Here is a 17195-nt window from a genome sequence, read left to right as displayed (position 1 = left end):
TAATATGGAATTCAAAAGAGAAAAAACATTGAAAATTAGAAGGCTTGCAGTTTCGGTAATCTCGACATTTTTTTTATTTGCCTCAATGCCATCTATAGCTCAGCTAACAGCGGATCAGGAGAAAGCAAAAACAGAAGGGATAACACTCTACAATCAATACAAGCCTGCAGAGTCTCAGTTATCAGTCGCAGCGGAAGCTGGAGACAGAGAGGCCCAATTCTATCTAGCCAGCGCAATTAAAAATGATAAACAATATATGACCTCTGAAGCTTTCAAGTGGTACGAGGCTTCAGCAGAACAGGGCGACTATTACGCAATGCTACAACTTTCACAATCAGATGAAGATCTATGCACTGTCATGAAAAACTGCAAAGCAGGCGCTACATCTTCGGATGAATGGTTCACAAAGTTGATAAATACCGCGAAACCAAACGCAGAAAATGGCGACGCTGAAGCTATGGCTGTATTATACGAAGCGACAGGAAAGATAGAGTGGCTAGAGAAAGCTAGCAATGCTGGCTATCCACAAGCACAATATAAACTTGCGAATCTCTATCGTGATGGCGCAGGTATTTTTATTATTCCAGGCAGCAGACACAAAGCAGTCCTGCAACTACTGAAGTCTGCTGCGGAAAGTGGATATCCAAAAGCAATGATGTACTATTTTGGAGAGCTTCGAGGAAAAAACTCCCTCGTAGAAGCACGCCATTGGCTGGAAGTCGCGGCCGACACTGGATATGAGCCTGCGGTTTATAATTATGGATACTTCCTCGCCATTGATCCAGGCGCAATAGGTCTACGAGAAGATCTGATCAAAGGACATGCTCTAATATCCACACTCAAAATATTAGATGGCGGCGGAGACGTCCAGAACTATGTCAATGATGCTCTACCACAGATTGAAGCCAAAATGACAAAAGACCAGCTAGATCAGGCCTTAAAGTTTGCAGTGAAATGGAAATCGTCACATCCACCCCTTTCATTTCTCCCAGATAAAATTGGTGACTAAAAACTTAGTGATTGAGAATAATATTCTGCCTATGCACTCCAGCTCAGAGGCAAAGGCCCTTCGTTCTCTTTCTCCGACGGCCTCGCGATGTCTGGCAGCGTGGCACCTAGCATCGACTTGGCCCGCGGCGAGCTCAGTTGTTGAAAGTCGATCTGCCAGACCGTAACAAGGCCAAGGACGTAAGCATCACCTATTACGTGGGCGACGCACGTACGCCAAAAACCAAGAGTTTGGGCCGTTTCTCCATGCACTTTGGCGCACGCGCCTGGGCTACGCCGGCGCCTCGCTGAGGTTGGCGGGCAGCATCGGGATCCGCCGCGACAACGTCCAGTACGGGGGCCAACCTGTACCCGATCAAACCCGCGCAGCGCGAAGATGACGCCGCCAAGCAGGAGCGCAGCGCCTATGAGGCCGAGCTCCGTCGACGCGCTTAGTTTAGAGGGGTAAATGCAAAAATATCCTGCCAGATACAGCAAGCCCGTGAGGCAAGCACCTCACAGGGACGACAAACGTTATCTGTGAGGAGTCATACCCACTAGACCGGTGATCCCATCGCCTGCGCCACATCATCCATCAACGCCTTGGCCATCTCGTTCAGGTACAGAGCAGACAACGCCGCATGGCCTGTAGGGTCACCGAACGCCGGTTCAGTCATCAATTTGTTCGCGCAGTCTTGCAGGATGGAGGCGTGTTCGAGGGCATCGACGGCGGGGATATCGGGGTTGACGGCAAATAACGAGTGGCCGTCGAGGCTGCGGCCCCAGAGAGTGGTGCCAGCGGTGTTCAGATCGAAGTGAGTCATGAGGTAGGAATCCATACAGAAGTCAGGATCACCACCTTCCTGCCGCCAAGCAGAATGGGTGGCGAATTACGCAAGGTTGGCGGACCGGCACCTCACCCGGCACCTCCGAAGAGGTCCCTGCGCAATTCGCCATAGCACCGCATTGCAGGCGAAGAAATCCGCCTGCAATGCGGTGAAGAGCGCTATTGCGAGAAGTGCCAGGGCCGCCAAGCCCACGTCGCTGATATGCAGCGAGGGCGAGAGGTTAACGTGCCGACAGCTCGATCACAAGCAACGGAAACACTTCTCTGCATGGCGACGAGAAAGCCCAATACACCCGCTCATACATCGCCCCTGGGCACCGGACGCGGAACCGTTTCAGCGCGCCGAAGGTCAACCCTCCATACCCTGCATCACTGTGCCACTACCACGAGCGCAGTCTGCACTGTTGATCGATGACCCAAGGATTCCCCCATGACTTCAGCCTACTCCGACTCGGGCACCAGCCTCAAACCCCAGACGTACATGGCCATGGTCGCCACCGTCGCGGCCATCGCCGGCGGCCTGTACGGCTACGACACCGGCATCATTTCCGGTGCCTTGCCGCAGATTGCAAACGAGTTTCAGCTCGGCTATCGCGCTCAGGAACTGGTCACCGCCGCTATCCTGCTTGGCGCGGTAATCGGTGCTATCAGTGCCACGCGGCTGTCGGCCAGCCGCGGTCGACGTACCACCATCATGATCGTCGCCGCCATCTACTGCGTGGGCGTGGTGGCCGCGGCGCTGTCACCGAATGTCTGGTGTCTCGCCGTCGCGCGGCTGGTGCTGGGCTTCGCCGTCGGCGGCTCGACGCAGATCGTCCCGACCTATATCGCCGAACTGGCACCCGCCGACAAACGCGGGCGCCTGGTGACCTACTTCAACGTTTCGATCGGTGTGGGCATCCTGCTGGCGGCGATCGTCGGCGTGGCCGGGCAGAACCTGTTCGACTGGCGCTGGATGATCGGCGTCGCGCTGGTGCCTTCGCTGGTGCTGTTGCTGGGCATGAGCAAGCTGCCGGGCAGCCCGCGCTGGCTGGTCGAGAACGACCGCCCCAAGGACGCCGCCGAGGCACTGTCGCTGGTGCGCGAAACCCGCCGCGAAGTGAGAGAAGAGATCGCCGATATTCAGGAAGTGGTCGAGCAACGCGACCAACTGCCGAACGTGGGCTGGGCCGCGATGAAGGAGTCCTGGGTGCGCCCGGCACTGGTCGCCGGCCTCGGCATCGCCGCCTTCACCCAGTTGAGCGGCATCGAGATGATGATCTACTACACGCCCACCTTTCTGAAGAACGCCGGTTTCGGTGCCTCGGCGGCGCTGTGGTCGGCGCTGGGCGTGGCCATCACTTACCTGGTGATGACCTTCGTGGGCAAGATGATCGTCGATCGCACCGGCCGACGCACGCTGAGCCTGGCAATGATTCCCGGCGCTGTGGTGAGCCTGCTGGTGCTAGGTGCGGTGCTGCACTTCAACCTGGCCGGCGACAGTCAGGCGTGGTGGATCGTCGCCTGTTTGATCGTGTTCATGATCTTCAACTCCGGCGGCATCCAGATCATCGGCTGGCTGACCGGCGCGGAAATCTACCCGATCGCCATTCGCGACCAGGCCATCGGCTTGCACGCCGCCATGCTGTGGGGCTCCAACCTCCTGCTGACCGGCACGGCGCTGACCATGACCCACTGGCTGGGCGTGGGCGGTGCCATGTGGGTGTATGCCGGTTTGAACGCAGCCGCGTGGGTGTTCATTTATTTCCTCGTGCCGGAAACCGGCGGGCGCAGCCTGGAAGACATTGAGCGCAGTTTGCGCGAGGGTAGCTTTTTGCCGAAGTAACCAGGTGGCGCCGTTCAGGGCGCCATCAATTCCTGCACCTTGGCCGCCAGCGTGTCGATCGCGAAAGGCTTGGTCAGCACCTGCATCCCCGGCGCCAGGTGGCCATTGCCGATCACCGCATTTTCGGCATAGCCGGTGATGAACAGCGTCCTGAGCCCTGGCCGAACCTCACGCCCGGCATCGGCCATCTGCCGGCCGTTCATGCCGCCGGGCAGCCCGACGTCGGTGATCAGCAAATCGATATGCACATCGGACTGCAGTACCTTGAGCCCGGCCAGGCTGTCGGCCGCTTCAATCAGGGTGTAGCCCAGTTCGCCCAGCACCTCGGTCAGCAGCATGCGCACGGTTGGCTCGTCATCGACGATCAGGATGGTTTCGCCGGTCTGCACCACGGTCGCCGGCGTCGCCAGTGAATCGCTCTCGTCCAGGGGGGCGCTGCCGTAATAACGCGGCAGGTAAATGCGTACGGTGCTGCCCAGCCCCACCTCCGAATAAATCCGCACCTGTCCACCCGACTGCTTGGCGAACCCGTAGATCATCGACAGCCCGAGCCCGGTGCCCTCGCCGATCGGCTTGGTGGTGAAGAACGGGTCGAAGGCCTTGGCGATGACATCGGCAGGCATGCCCATGCCGGTATCGCTGACCGACAGCGACAGGTATTGGCCCTCGGGCAGCTCGTGGGCGCGGGCGGCTTCGCGATCCATCCAGCGGTTGGCCGTTTCGATGGTGATGCGACCGCCGTCGGGCATGGCATCGCGGGCATTGAGGCACAAATTGAGCAACGCGTTCTCGAGCTGACTGGGGTCGACCAGCGCCGCCCACAACCCGGTGGCACCCACCGTTTCGACCAGAATGCTGGGGCCTACGGTGCGCTGGATCAGTTCCCTCATGCCTTCCATGAGCGCGTTGACGTCGGTGGGGCGCGGATCGAGGGTCTGGCGTCGGGAGAACGCCAGCAGCCGATGGGTCAGTGCCGCGGCACGCTTGGCCGCGCCCTGAGCGGTGACGATGTACTTGTCGACGTCCTTCCAGCGGCCCTGCTCGATCCGCATGCCCATCAGCTCCAGGGCGCCGGAGATACCGGCCAGCAGGTTATTGAAGTCGTGCGCCAGGCCACCGGTCAACTGGCCGACGGCTTCCATCTTCTGCGACTGGCGCAGTTTTTCTTCGGCCTGCATCAGCTCGGCCGTGCGCGCGTTGACGCGTTGTTCGAGGGTGTCGTTCAAGGCCCGCAAGGCGGCGGTGGCGCGGTCGCGTTCGGCTTCGACGGAGCGGCGTTCTTCGACGTCGATGATCACTCCGGGGAAGCTCAGTGGCGTGCCGTCTTCGCCATGGTCGACGCGGCCATTCGCTTCAATCCAGTAGTAGTTGCCATCGGCACGACGAACTCGATATTGATGGGCATAGGCGCCGCCTTTGGCGATGGCGTGATTGATTGAAGCGGTCAGCGCCTCACGGTCCTCGGGGTGCACTGTGGCAGCCACTTGCTCCAGGCTGAGCCCTTGGTAGCCGAGCGCCGGATCAAGGCCGAAAGCGCGGGCGAAGGCTTCATCGACGGTGAAACGATCGGTCGGCAGATCCCAGTGCCAGGTGCCGATGATGGCGCCTGCGGCGAGAGCGAGTTGCACGCGCTCGACGTTTGCACGGGCAACGGCCTCGCTGACGAGCAAGCGTTCCTGAGCGTTTCGCCGTTCAGTGACATCGCTGAAGATAATCGCAATCTGGCGGTCGTCGCGATCGCCGACGCTCACCGCGCGCACGTCGAACCAACGCTTGAAGGCCTCGGCATAATTTTCGAAGGTGGCTGGCTCACCGGTCTTGGCGACGTGGCCGTAGGTATCGAACCAGAACTGCTCCAGATCCGGAGCGAATTCGGTGACCCACTTGCCGCGCAGATTGACCCCCGCCTGGCGCTCGAATGCCGGGTTGGCCTCGACGAAGCGATAGTCGATGGGGCGGTCGTCGGCATCGAACTTGACCTGGACGATGGCGAACGCCGACTCGATCGTCTCCAGAATCGTGCGAAAGCGCTCCTCGCTTTGGCGCAGGGCGGTTTCCGCCGTGCGCATGCGGGTCAGGTCGAGCATGGCGCCGATCATCCGTACCACCTGGCCCTGGTCATCGCGGATGACCTGGCCGCGGTCGAGCACCTCGGCGTAGCTGCCGTTGCGGCGTCGGAACCGATATTCACCGGTCCAGCCCTCTTCCTGGCCTTCGAGGACCGCGACAATCGATTCCTCGATGCGCGCCCGATCAGCGGGATGAATCTGCGCCATCCACCATTCGCTGGTGGTATCGACGCTTGCCAGCGGGTGGCCGTATGCCTGCTCCAGCGCTTCGTTCCACTGCACATGGTTGGCGTTGACGTCCCAGTCCCAAACGGCATCGTTGGTGGCCTTTACCGCCAGACGATAGCGCTCCTGGGTTTGCTTGAGGGCGAGGCCGGCGAGGTGTTCATCGGTACGGTCCCGCAGAATTTTGACGAAGCCGAGGTGGGCATCGCGGTCGTCATACAGCGGTATCATTTCGCCCGACGCCCAGAACAACTGGCCGTCCTGACGCAGGTGCCAGCGTTCGTCGGACGCCCGGCCGTCCTTTAGTGCGCGTTGCATCTCGTGCTCGACTCGGCCACTGGCACGATCCGGCGGCGTGAAGAACCGATTGGCGTGGTGGCCGCGCATGTCCTCGGCCGTCCAGCCCATGACGTTAGTGGCGCCACTGTTCCATTCGGTAATGATGCCGGCCGGGTCGAAGATGATCATGGCGAAATCGACCGCACTCTCGAAGATCGCCCGTTGGCGCGCTTCACTGGTCGCCAAGGCCGCCTGACTGGCCTGCAGTTGCGTATCGACTGCGGCATCCGCCAGCGCCTCGCGCAGTCGCGTGACCTCGGCGATCAGTTGCTCGCGGGTCAAGTCTTTCAGATCGCCTTCCACTCATGCACCACTGTTACGTAGGGACCGTTTTTTCGCCGCCATGCCCTGACTCGACGTTCAGTCGTGAGCAAACTGCGGGGGACTTTTGATACCGGAATCGAGGGTGAAGGTCTGCGGGTAGACGATCTGCACCTTAGGCAATGACCTCGGCGCTGCGTGCAAGTTTCACCCGGTGCCATCATGGCCAGCCAGTTCGATGGCGGCGCCCCTGAAACGGCCAGGCAGATGACCCATCAGGCCTATATCAGCGATCACAGTTTTGCGCGCAGCGGACCTACAACGCTGCGGCCTGGGGGCGATTTCGGGGGAGTTCAAACAGGGCATAGCGCTCTCAATGCCGCTACCAACGCCTCGATATCCGCCACGCGGGTATTCAACCCCGGCGTGACACGAATGCACGGCCCACACGCAGCCCCCTCACGGGCGACGGTGAAGATATTGAATTCGCTCAGTAGCCGTTGTGCCATTGCTTGTTGATCCTCGGCATCGCGAAAGCGGAACGAGGTGAGGCCGCAATACAAACGGGGATCGTCCGGCGTCAGTACTTCGATGCCGGCGAGTTTGCGCGCTTCGCTCACCCACAGGTCGCGCAGGTAACTCAGGCGCGCGCCCTTTACCGCCCAACCGCCGATCGCCTGGTGCTCGGCAAACACCGCGGGCAAGGCCATCAGCGCTGGCACGTTCGGCGTGCCGTAGGGGGACAGGCAACGGATGTCGTCAGCCGGGTAGCTGGGGTTGGCCATGTCCGGGTCGAAGTCCTTGAGACGGTCGCGGCGAACGTGGATCACCCCCAGGCTCAGGGGCGCGCCGATCCATTTCTGCAAGTTGAAGCCGGCGAGTTCAATGCCTAGATCCGTGAGGTCAACGTCCAGCTGGCCGAGGGAATGGGCGCCGTCGAGGATCACGTCGATGCCATGGGCCTTGGCCGCCTGAGCGATCGCCTTGACCGGCATCACCAGCCCGGTGCGGTGGGTGACATGGGTCAGGGCCATCAGCTTGAGCCGCGGGTGTGCCGCGAAAGCCTCGGTGTAGGTGCGCAGCAAGCCGTCATAGGTGGCGGGATGAACGTGCGTCAACTCGACGATTTCCACACCGCGCGCCTTGCACAGCCAGCGGAAGGCGCCCTGCACTGAGCCGTAATCCAGGTCGGTGATCAGCACCTGATCACCGGGTTGCAGGCGGTTGTAGTTGCGGATCAATGAATCGAGCGCTTCCGATGCACTGCGGGCGAAGGCCAGTTCTTCGGCCGGCAGGCCCATGAGGTTAGCCAGATGCTGGCGGATTTCCAGGCCTTGATGGCGATCGAATTGCTGACGCACATGCACTGCGTTGCTGCGGTTGATCAGGCGAATCGCTTGCTCGTAGGCATTGACCACGTCATGGCTCATTCGCCCGAAATAGCCGTTGTCGAGGTTGATCGGGCCGTCATCGCGTTCGTAGCGGGCAGCGATTTCGCTCCAGAAGGCTTCATCGCGGGCCAGTTCGAATGGGCTCGGTGGTACGGAAGGCATTGACGGCTCCTTGTCGGCGGGAAAGGCAGAGCATCGCTGTGGGGGTGGGTCCGGCGCAAGGGGTAAACGACGTCGTCGCTAACTTTTAGCGGCGGCCACAAAAAACCGCTCGATGATTAGCGTCACGGCCTCGGCGGTGGATATCAAGGCGGTGTCCAACGTAAATGGCGTGTCATCCCACGCTTCGTATTCATGGCTCGATACCGACTGCCAAGTGGGCGGTACAAGGCCATTGATATCGCTCACTCTGGTTTCTACCCGTCTGCGATGTTCGAGGATATCGGAGCAAATCACCTGGATATTGACGAGTTGCACATTGGCCCGCCTGGCGACATCGCTCCATGACTCGCGGCTTTCACCTACAGGATTGACGCAGTCGACGATGACCCGGTTGCCCACCTCAAGATTGCTCAGGGCCAGTTGATTGGCGAGCTGGTAACCCCTGCTGCCGATATCTTCCTCGAACGCCGCGCTGTTGCGTATCGCCTGCTCGATGGTATCGATACGTAGATAGACCGCTTGTGTTTGCGCAACGAGACCGCGTGCAAGGGTGGTCTTGCCGGTACCGGGAAGACCGCTGAAAACGATGAGCATGTCTGCGTCCTACGATGTGTGGGTGAAGAGCGTGCGGTGTCCAGCCCAGGTGCAAAGCTCATTTAAAAAAATGACTGGGCGTCTTGCCGAACTGTTTCTTGAACATCGTGGCGAACGCGCTGGGGCTGTCGTAGCCCAGCGCGCCGGCCACATCGATGATTTTCTCGCCGATGGCGATGCGTTCCAGCGCCAATAGCAGCCGCGATTGCTGGCGCCACTGGCCGAAGGTCATGCCGGTGTCTTTGTTGAACAGACGCTGGATGGTTTTCTCATCCAACGACAGCCGCTCACTCCACTGCGCCAGGGTCGAGCTGTCTGCCGGATCGTTTTGCAGCGCCGAGCAGATGGTCTTGAGTCGCGCGTCGCGAGGCTGTGGCAGGTGCAGCGGCAGGGTCGGCAAGAGCGCCAGCTCGTCGACGATCAGGCGCATCACCCTGCCCTCGCGTGAATCCGGCTCGCAGGGCGCGGGGATGCCGACAGACGTCTTGATCAACTCGCTCAACAGCGGCGAAATACTGACCGCGCGCGTTTGCGTCGGCAAGTCCGGCAGATGATCCGGGCGCACGAACACGCTGCGCATCTTCACCGCGCCGATGCAGCGCACGGCATGCACGTGACCGCAGGGCATCCAGATGCCGCGGCTGGGTGGCACAGTCCATTGACCCTGATCGGAGTGCACCACCATGACGCCTTCGATTGCATAGATCAGTTGATGCTTGGCGTGGCAATGGGGCTCGATGAACCAGTTGTCCGGGTAATCGGTGGCGCTGCTGGTCACGGTCGAGGCGAGCGTATTGATGTGCAGCAGAAACGCGTCCAGTGATCTGATCATGATGCCATTTTTACGATAGCTGGCGCCCGGATGACGTGAGACAGGCGATTTTTCGGTCTTTAGGATAGCGCCAAGCCCGAGGATCCGACAGGTGATCCTTGGCTTGGCACCCCTCTTCCACTGCCCGGATGATCTGCAATGTCCACCTCCACCGCCCCATCGGCCAGCGCCTCGGTCGCCAGCCAAGCCAGCCCTTTGGTCATGCGCGTGATCGGCGCCTGCGCGCTGGCGCACCTGATCAACGACCTGATCCAATCGGTGCTGCCCTCGATCTACCCCATGCTCAAGGCCAACTATGGCTTGAGCTTTACCCAGGTCGGCCTGATTACCCTGACCTTTCAGCTCACGGCTTCGCTGCTGCAGCCGTGGATCGGCTATCACACCGATCGCCACCCCAAGCCATGGCTGCTGCCCGCCGGTATGGTCTGCACCCTGATCGGTATCGTGATGCTGGCCTGCGTCGGCACCTTTGCGGCAATCCTGATCGCGTCGGCACTGGTAGGGGTCGGTTCTTCGACCTTTCACCCGGAGACTTCCCGCGTCGCGCGCCTGGCCTCGGGCGGGCGTTATGGCCTGGCGCAGTCGAGCTTTCAGGTCGGGGGTAACGCCGGCAGCGCCTTCGGTCCGCTGCTGGCAGCGGCCATCATCATTCCCTATGGCCAGGGCAATGTCGCCTGGTTCGGGCTGTTCGCCGTCTTCGCCATCGGTGTGCTTTACGGCCTGAGCCGCTGGTACCGCCAGCACCTGAACCTGTTCAAGCTCAAGCAAGGCGCCAAGGCCACCCACGGCCTGTCGAAAAACCGCGTGACCGCGACCCTGGTGGTGTTGGCGCTGCTGGTGTTTTCCAAGTACTTCTACATGGCCAGTTTTACTAGCTACTTCACCTTCTACCTGATCGAGAAGTTCGACCTGTCGGTGACAGGTTCGCAGTTGTATCTGTTCCTGTTCCTCGGCTCGGTGGCGCTGGGCACCTTCTTCGGCGGCCCGATCGGTGATCGTATCGGACGCAAGAAGGTGATCTGGTTTTCGATCCTCGGCGTGGCGCCGTTCACCCTGGCGTTGCCCTATGTCGACCTGTTCTGGACCGGCGTGTTGAGCATGGTGATCGGCTTTGTGCTGGCGTCGGCGTTCTCGGCCATCGTGGTCTTCGCCCAGGAACTGGTGCCTGGCAATATCGGCATGATTGCGGGGGTGTTCTTCGGGTTGATGTTCGGCTTCAGTGGCATCGGTGCTGCGCTGCTGGGCTATCTGGCGGACAGTCACGGCATCGAGTACGTGTACAGGCTGTGTTCTTATTTGCCCCTGCTGGGGGTGTTGACGGTGCTGTTGCCGTCGACCGACAAATAATCCCCCACGCTCACACCGGGTATTCGCTTGATTCAGACCGTGCGCTGGGTGCGCAACAGATAACGCCCACCATCGGCGATCAACACTGCCACCGCCGCCCAGATGGGCAAGTAGGTCAGCCACTGCGCCGGCTTGATCTGCTCGCCCAGCGCCACGGCCACACCCACCAGCAACACCGGCTCGACATAGCCCAGCAAGCCGAACAGGCTGAAGGGCAGCAGCCGCCCGGCGACGATATAAGACATGAACGCCGCCGCGCTGATAACCCCAAGCCCCAGCAGCAAGGCATACAGATGTGGCGCCTGACGGAACGGCTCAACGCCCTGCCCCATGGCAAACCAGACGGCGACCGGCAGGGTCAGCAAGGTATCGAACCACAGCCCGCCCAGATGCGCGGTCGCCAGCTTGCGCCGCAGAATGAAATACAGCGGCAGTCCGCCCGCGACCAGCAGCGTCGCCCAGGAAATCCGGCCCACCTGGTACAACTCGTTCGCCACCCCGACGGCAGCGCACAATGCCGCGATTTTTTTCAATGAAGTGAGGCGATCGCCATACAGCCACCGGCCCACCAGCAGCATGGTCAACGGCAGCAGAAAATACCCCAGCGACACATCCAGCCCGTGACCGTTGAGCGGCGCCCACATGAACAGCCATTGCTGAGCGCCGAGCAAAGCGCTGCTCAGGCACAGCAGGCCGAGCAGACGCGGTGTCTCGCGGATCCGCGCGCAAATGGCCAGGACCTGATGCCATTCACCGCACGCGAGCATGAACAGGGTCACCAACGGCAGCATCAGCACCATGCGCCAGCCGAAAATCGCATCGCCGCCCAATGGGCTGAGCAAGGTGGTGTAGAAGTACAACGAGGCAAACAGGCAGGACGAAGCAACCGATAAAACGACACCTTTGTACAAGAGGACTCCATTGGGCAGGGATTGAACGGCACCGGCCAGCCGAGTGCGACCTCTGAGGGTGCTTCAAGGCTGGAAGGTGTGGGGATTATCCTTGTTGCAAGAGGGGGCCGGAAGACAAATATCGATTCAAACCGGTGAATCGCACTGGAGCACTGGCACCGGTGAAACCGCACCTGGCGTTTGCCCCGGCCCTTTTTGGAAAGTTTCAATACCCCAGGTTGATAAAATAATCCGCCAGCCCCTCGATAATAATGGCCGCCGAACTGGGCGTCAGGGCTGCATCGTAAACACCGATCACTATTGCTTGCGTCGTCCTCACGACAACGCATCCGTTCTGATCATTGATGGCCTTGCCATAAAGACTTCTCTCACTGACATCGAATGCCTTGTAGCCGGCACCCGATATAAAGAAATCCTGATGGAGCAATGACGTAAAATCCACGTCAGGTGCCAGCACCGATTGCTCATTAGCGCCCAGGGAAAAATCCGGGGAAGCGGCCCATAGCGAACCATCAGCGCCCAAGATAGCGCCCGCCAAAAAGCCCTTTTCCATGATGGAACTGTCTACATATGCTTGCCATGTCATTTCGCCTGAACTCCTGTACTCATAGAGTCGAGGATTGTCTGCGTTGAGCGATGACCGGTAAAGACAGGACAGGCTTCCACCTCAAAACGGGGACAGGCATGTTCTTGAGATCGGAAGTGGCTAAATGACGATGTAATCATTGCCCTGCACCACGCCGTCATGGTCACCCTCTACCAGATGAATATAACGCCCGCTGACTTCATCGATCGGCAGGCAATCATCGACATCGAACAGCGCATCGGTGTGGGGCTGGCTCCAGTGGCGCGGCATCTGGCGCTTGCCTTTGGCTTTGGCTTCGGCCTTGTGGCGGGCCACCACCAGCAAGTAATGATGGGCTTCGCCAAAGGCGCGAGCTTCGTAGCCGCCCAGATTGATGAAATACAGCCGGGGTGAATCGGGCGATGGCGCGAGGGGGCTCAGTTCGACTTTCCAGTTCTCGACGCCATCGACTTTCATCCATGAATCGATATGCACGCCTTTGGGGCTGCCGAACCAGCTTTCACGCAATTGCGGATAGGCGGCTTCCAGGGTGTCGGCGACCACAAACGCGACATCGTGGACTTCGATCTTGGCTCTGGGGTGTTTGCCTCCGAGCATGACGACGAACAGCATTGAAAATTCCTGATCTCACCGGGCAGCCATTGAGCGAGTGCCCATCACAGCGGCATGGTAACCGAACACCGTCATTCATTGACGCTTCAGCTACGCGTAGCCATGCGAATATCGGCTAATGACTCATTCGGCGCCGGGACTGCAAACCTATACCCAGTCGGCGTTTGCCAGAAATCGGTAATACCATTGCGATATCCTGGTCAGTTGCCTGTCCCCGCACAGTGCCAAGCCGTTCAATAAAGTTCGCGCCTGCCGCTTTCCATCCGCTCATTGCGTACCAGGCTTCTAGCACCGGGCTACACCATAAGATCCCGAGCTCAATCGGGCTATTGGCTATGTAATGAGTGGCGGCCGCCACCACTTTCTGACCTACACCGCAGTGGCGTCGATCTGGCATTGTCCACACACCGCGCAACCCATAGACGCTGCTGAGAGTGCTATGGCCGCTCAGTGGGTAGCGGTAGATTTCGGCATAACCGAGGACGTTATCTTCTTCAGTCAACACGACTTCAACAATATGATCATTCTCACACTGAGTCGTATGAAGTGCAGACCATCGCTGAACCAGGCCAGAGAACAGCTGATACTGCATATCCAACGGAAGACGGTTGGCCGGGCAAATAGTGATTTTCATCGATCCGTACCTTTGGCCAGCTTCGGCAGGCTCTGCGACGCAGTGAAGCCCGGAAAATCATCAAGGCCAAAAGAGGGTAAACCCTATTCAAATGGGCTAGTACTCACAGATCTGCGAGTTGACTCGGGGTGCTGGTGCAGCCGGCATCGCAGGCTCTTGTCGACGGGCAGCGCCGCTCCACAGGCCGACGTCACCTTCTGACGGGCCGCCTTTCATGCAACTGAACCCTTCCTCAAACAAGCAAAAACACCCGGCACGACAATTACTTATCGTCCGCAGGCTAAATGTTTTGAACCGTCCGCATAACCGGCCGCTCAATCCATTAGCGGCGAACTCATTCGCCCAACGAATTACACATTCACCAAAGGGCTACAACTCATGATAAGAGATAACGAAACCACTCAGGTGTACTACCCCGACGCGCCAACAGCGACCGCTCCGTTGCTCAAGCGGATTTCCTGGAGTGCGATCTTTGCCGGTGTGGTGCTGGCGATGGTGGTGTCGCTGATCTTGAATCTGGTCGGTACCGCGATCGGCTCGGCTTCAATCGACCCCCTGCAGGAAGGCAACCCGCTGGACGGGATCGGCAAAGGCGCAGCCATCTGGGTTGTAGCCAGCGGCGTGATCTCGCTGCTGGTGGGTGGTTGGATCGCTGGCCGCCTGGCCCAGCGTGAAGGCGCGTTGCACGGCTTGCTGGTGTGGGCCACCGTGTCGCTGGTAACGGTTTATCTGGTGTCCAGCGCCGTGACCGGTGTGGTCCGTGGCGGCATGAACCTGGCTGGCAGCGGCCTTTCCGCGGCTGCCAGCGGTATCGCCCAGGTGGCGCCGCAGATCGGCAGTACCGTTCAGGATCAACTACGCCAGCAGGGCATCGACTTCAACCTCAACGATATTCAGGGTGAACTCGAAACGGCAATGCGTCAGACCGGCAAGCCGGAGCTGAACCCCGACAATGTCAAACAAGAGGCGCAGGCCGCGGGCGATGATGCCAAGAATACCGCGCAAAACAGCGCCCAGAACCCGCAGCAGGCCGATCAGCAGCTCAGTGGCTTGCTTGACCGCATCAAAGCCAAGGGTGACAAGGCCTGGGATGCCGCCGACCGTCAGGCAATGGTCAATCTGATCAAGGCGCGAACCGGTAAAACCGATGCTGAAGCCAATCAAATGGTTGATCAGGCGCAACAGGCCTATCAGCAAGCCTATGCGAAGTACCAGCAGCTCAAGGCCGATGCCGAGCGCAAGGCGCGTGAAGCCGCCGATGTCGCGGCCAAGCGAGTCTCGCAGGCGAGCTGGTTACTGGTGATTACCTTGATCATCTCCGGTATCGTCTCGGCCGTTGCGGGCATGATGGGCCGCAGAACTCAACCGCTGCCAAAAGTGGTAACGACGGTTTAAAAAGCCATCGGGCCCGAACATTCAGCAGCTTTGGATGTTCGGGCCCACAGATGCCCGCTCTGAGCAGGGGCAGTCAACGGCGCCCCTCAAACTGCACGGCGCCGCTCAGCGACGCTGAAAAGGCACAAGGCACAACTTGTGCATGATCACACCACATAGGGAGATCAGCCATTCTTGGCAGCAGGATGAATATCCCGGCTCGCCAGCTCTTTCATCACCATCGCCCCGGCCGATCCTGCTCCGGGCATATGGGCTTGCCATGCCCCAGCCGTTGCCCAAAGCGCAACAGGCGTGGCGCTTCTGGAGGCTCAATTGAACTTCACCGCCTTTCGCTACTTCAACGAAGTCGCGCAATCCAAGGCGATCCGCCGCGCCGCAGACCGACTGCACGTCACCCCTTCCGCCGTCAGCCGGCAAATCTCCATGCTCGAGCATCAACTCGGTGCGCCCCTGCTGGAACGCACCAATAGTGGCGTCGAACTGACGGCCGCAGGCGTCATGCTCGAGCGCTACACCCGCACGCTGTTCAGGGATCTGGAGCGAGTGCGCGAAGGGATCGCCGCGTTTCGCTCGCTGGACCAGGGCGAGGTCAAGATCCACGCCATGGAAGGTGTGCTGTCGAACCTGCTGCCAGAGATGATCTCGGCCTTTCTGGCCCAGCACCAGCGCATCGATTTTCAGGTCACTACCTGCTCCAGCGACCTGATCGTGGAAGCCTTGATCCGCGATGAAACCGACATCGGCATCATCTACAACCCCGAGCTGCGCTTTGAAATCGAGGTGGTGGCCGAGCGCAAGGAGCCGGTGGTGTGCCTGGTCTGCCCGCATGACGAGCTCGCCCGGGAGCCGCTGGTGACCCTGCAGCAGCTGTGCAAAAAGCCCTTGGCCCTGCCCCGCCCCAGCTTCGGTTTGCGCCAGCTGTTCGACCGTACCGCCGAGGCGCGCCTGTACAAACCGCGCATCGTCGTCGAGGCCAACAACCTCGACATCCTGCGCGCCACGGCAGTACTGGGCACCTGCGTGACCATCGGCCCGGAGATCAGCGCGCGGCGCGAAATCGATGCCGGGCTGTTGATCGCCATCCCGATCGATCAAGAGTCGTTCAGCAACGTGCGCTCCGCCGTGTGCGTGCATCAGGAGCGCGTGCCCAGCTACGCCGCCAACGCCTTCGTGAAGTTTCTCAAGAGCCGTTTTCCTGTGGGCGCCGCGCGCTGAGGGTGTTGCGTTGTGGTCAACACGGCATGCAGCAATCGCGGTTACAGGCAAGCCGATGCCCCATGCATTAATAAGGCATCCGCACATGTCACGCCGCTGACATGCAGGCCGACACCGAACAGAGGAAGCGAGATGCCGAGCATCGTCACCAATGGGATCAACACCCATTACGAGATTTACGGAAGTGGGCCGGCGCTGCTGCTGGTGTCCGGCCTGGGCGGCACGGCGGCTTACTGGGCACCGCAGATCGAAGCGTTCGCGGCGCACTTCACCGTGGTCACCTACGACCAGCGCGGTGCCGGCACCACAGACCATCCTGACGAGCCCTACAGCATCGCTCAGCTCGCCGATGACCTGCAGGCGCTGATCGCCGGCCTGCAACTTGAGCGGCCACTGCTGATCGGCCACTCCACCGGCGGCGCCATCGGCCAGGTGCTGGCTGCCCGCGAACCGCAGTTGCTGGCCGGCATGGTGCAGTACGCCAGCTGGTCGAAATCCGATGCGCACTTCAACTGGTGCTTTCGCATGCGCCGTGCCCTGCTCGAAGGCAGCCCGCTGGAAGAATACGTGCACGGCAGCGCGCTGTTCCTGTATCCGCCCGAGCATGTGCGCGATCACGCCGAGGCGCTGTCACCGGCGCTGCTGGCCTCGGTGGCGCGGTTCCCGGCGCGGCAGACCATCTTGCGGCGCATCGACGCGATCATGGCCCACGACGCCAGCGCCCAGCTGTGGAAAATCCAGATCCCCACCCTGGTGCTCTGCGCCCAGGACGACATCCTCACACCGCCTTACCAATCGCGGCTGCTGGCGGATGCGATCCACGGCAGCGAGCTGAAAATCGTGGCCCGTGGCGGGCACAGTTTTTCGGAGACAGAGCCCCAGGCTTTCAATCGCATCGCGCTCGATTTTTTGGCGGGCTGCACGCTCGCCGCCATCGACGCCTCAATCAATTGAGCAAGGAGT

The 17195-nt window shown here is 60.3% G+C and carries 15 protein-coding genes; 6 read left to right on the top strand and 9 right to left on the bottom strand.

Annotated features, from left to right (window positions below; all coding sequences use genetic code 11):
* The first annotated feature begins 4 nt into the window (after positions 1–4).
* A complete protein-coding gene (locus REH34_RS25020; protein ID WP_311969537.1) occupies positions 5–1009 on the top strand; it encodes a sel1 repeat family protein in 1005 nt (334 codons plus the stop codon).
* 535 nt (positions 1010–1544) lie between these two features.
* Here the strand turns inward: REH34_RS25020 and REH34_RS25015 are convergent.
* Positions 1545–1811, bottom strand: a complete 267-nt coding sequence (locus REH34_RS25015) for a DUF3077 domain-containing protein (RefSeq protein WP_311969536.1) — start codon at positions 1809–1811, stop codon at positions 1545–1547.
* A gap of 453 nt (positions 1812–2264) precedes the next feature.
* Here REH34_RS25015 and REH34_RS25010 point away from each other — a divergent pair, with 453 nt between their 5' ends.
* On the top strand, positions 2265–3659 hold the full coding sequence (locus REH34_RS25010; protein ID WP_311969535.1) for a sugar porter family MFS transporter: 1395 nt from the start codon (positions 2265–2267) through the stop codon (positions 3657–3659).
* A 14-nt stretch (positions 3660–3673) separates the two neighbouring features.
* Here REH34_RS25010 and REH34_RS25005 read toward each other — a convergent pair whose 3' ends face one another.
* From REH34_RS25005 to REH34_RS24990, 4 genes are all read right to left on the bottom strand, one after another.
* Positions 3674–6595, bottom strand: coding sequence for a PAS domain-containing protein (locus REH34_RS25005; protein WP_409373174.1), 2922 nt, complete (start codon positions 6593–6595; stop codon positions 3674–3676).
* A 311-nt stretch (positions 6596–6906) separates the two neighbouring features.
* Complete coding sequence (locus REH34_RS25000; RefSeq protein WP_311969534.1) at positions 6907–8106, bottom strand: aminotransferase class V-fold PLP-dependent enzyme; 1200 nt, start codon at positions 8104–8106, stop codon at positions 6907–6909.
* Between the two features lie 78 nt (positions 8107–8184).
* Positions 8185–8700, bottom strand: a complete 516-nt coding sequence (locus tag REH34_RS24995) for an AAA family ATPase (RefSeq protein WP_311969532.1) — start codon at positions 8698–8700, stop codon at positions 8185–8187.
* 58 nt (positions 8701–8758) lie between these two features.
* Entirely contained in the window at positions 8759–9532 is a 774-nt protein-coding gene (locus REH34_RS24990) for a helix-turn-helix transcriptional regulator (protein WP_311969531.1), read from the bottom strand.
* A 138-nt stretch (positions 9533–9670) separates the two neighbouring features.
* Between REH34_RS24990 and REH34_RS24985 the strand changes: the two genes are divergently transcribed.
* Positions 9671–10879 carry an MFS transporter gene (locus tag REH34_RS24985; protein ID WP_311969530.1) on the top strand — a complete coding sequence of 403 codons (1209 nt, stop codon included), beginning with the start codon at positions 9671–9673 and terminating at the stop codon, positions 10877–10879.
* Between the two features lie 32 nt (positions 10880–10911).
* On the opposite strand, the gene rarD is transcribed toward REH34_RS24985, so the two are convergent.
* From rarD to REH34_RS24965, 4 genes are all read right to left on the bottom strand, one after another.
* Entirely contained in the window at positions 10912–11790 is an 879-nt protein-coding gene (gene rarD, locus REH34_RS24980; protein WP_311969529.1) for an EamA family transporter RarD, read from the bottom strand.
* Positions 11791–11995: 205 nt separating this feature from the next.
* The gene (locus REH34_RS24975) at positions 11996–12376 is read right to left on the bottom strand and encodes a profilin (protein ID WP_311969528.1); all 381 of its coding nucleotides are present in this window, start codon (positions 12374–12376) and stop codon (positions 11996–11998) included.
* A gap of 120 nt (positions 12377–12496) precedes the next feature.
* Positions 12497–12988, bottom strand: coding sequence for a DUF1543 domain-containing protein (locus tag REH34_RS24970; protein WP_311969527.1), 492 nt, complete (start codon positions 12986–12988; stop codon positions 12497–12499).
* 115 nt (positions 12989–13103) lie between these two features.
* The gene (locus tag REH34_RS24965) at positions 13104–13622 is read right to left on the bottom strand and encodes a GNAT family N-acetyltransferase (protein ID WP_311969526.1); all 519 of its coding nucleotides are present in this window, start codon (positions 13620–13622) and stop codon (positions 13104–13106) included.
* Positions 13623–14000: 378 nt separating this feature from the next.
* On the opposite strand from REH34_RS24965, the gene REH34_RS24960 reads away from it, so the two are divergent.
* The 3 genes from REH34_RS24960 to REH34_RS24950 all read left to right on the top strand — a co-directional run bounded on the left by REH34_RS24960 (position 14001) and on the right by REH34_RS24950 (position 17186).
* Entirely contained in the window at positions 14001–15017 is a 1017-nt protein-coding gene (locus REH34_RS24960) for a TIGR04086 family membrane protein (RefSeq protein ID WP_311969525.1), read from the top strand.
* 312 nt (positions 15018–15329) lie between these two features.
* Positions 15330–16232: a LysR family transcriptional regulator gene (locus tag REH34_RS24955; protein ID WP_311969524.1), complete on the top strand. Its 903-nt coding sequence runs from the start codon at positions 15330–15332 to the stop codon at positions 16230–16232.
* A gap of 132 nt (positions 16233–16364) precedes the next feature.
* Entirely contained in the window at positions 16365–17186 is an 822-nt protein-coding gene (locus REH34_RS24950; RefSeq protein ID WP_311969523.1) for an alpha/beta fold hydrolase, read from the top strand.
* Positions 17187–17195 lie beyond the last annotated feature (9 nt).

Origin of the sequence: Pseudomonas baltica (assembly GCF_031880315.1) — a bacterium.
Lineage (GTDB): Bacteria > Pseudomonadota > Gammaproteobacteria > Pseudomonadales > Pseudomonadaceae > Aquipseudomonas.
Note: the sequence above shows the minus strand (reverse complement) of the source record. Positions and strands in the feature narration are given on the sequence as shown.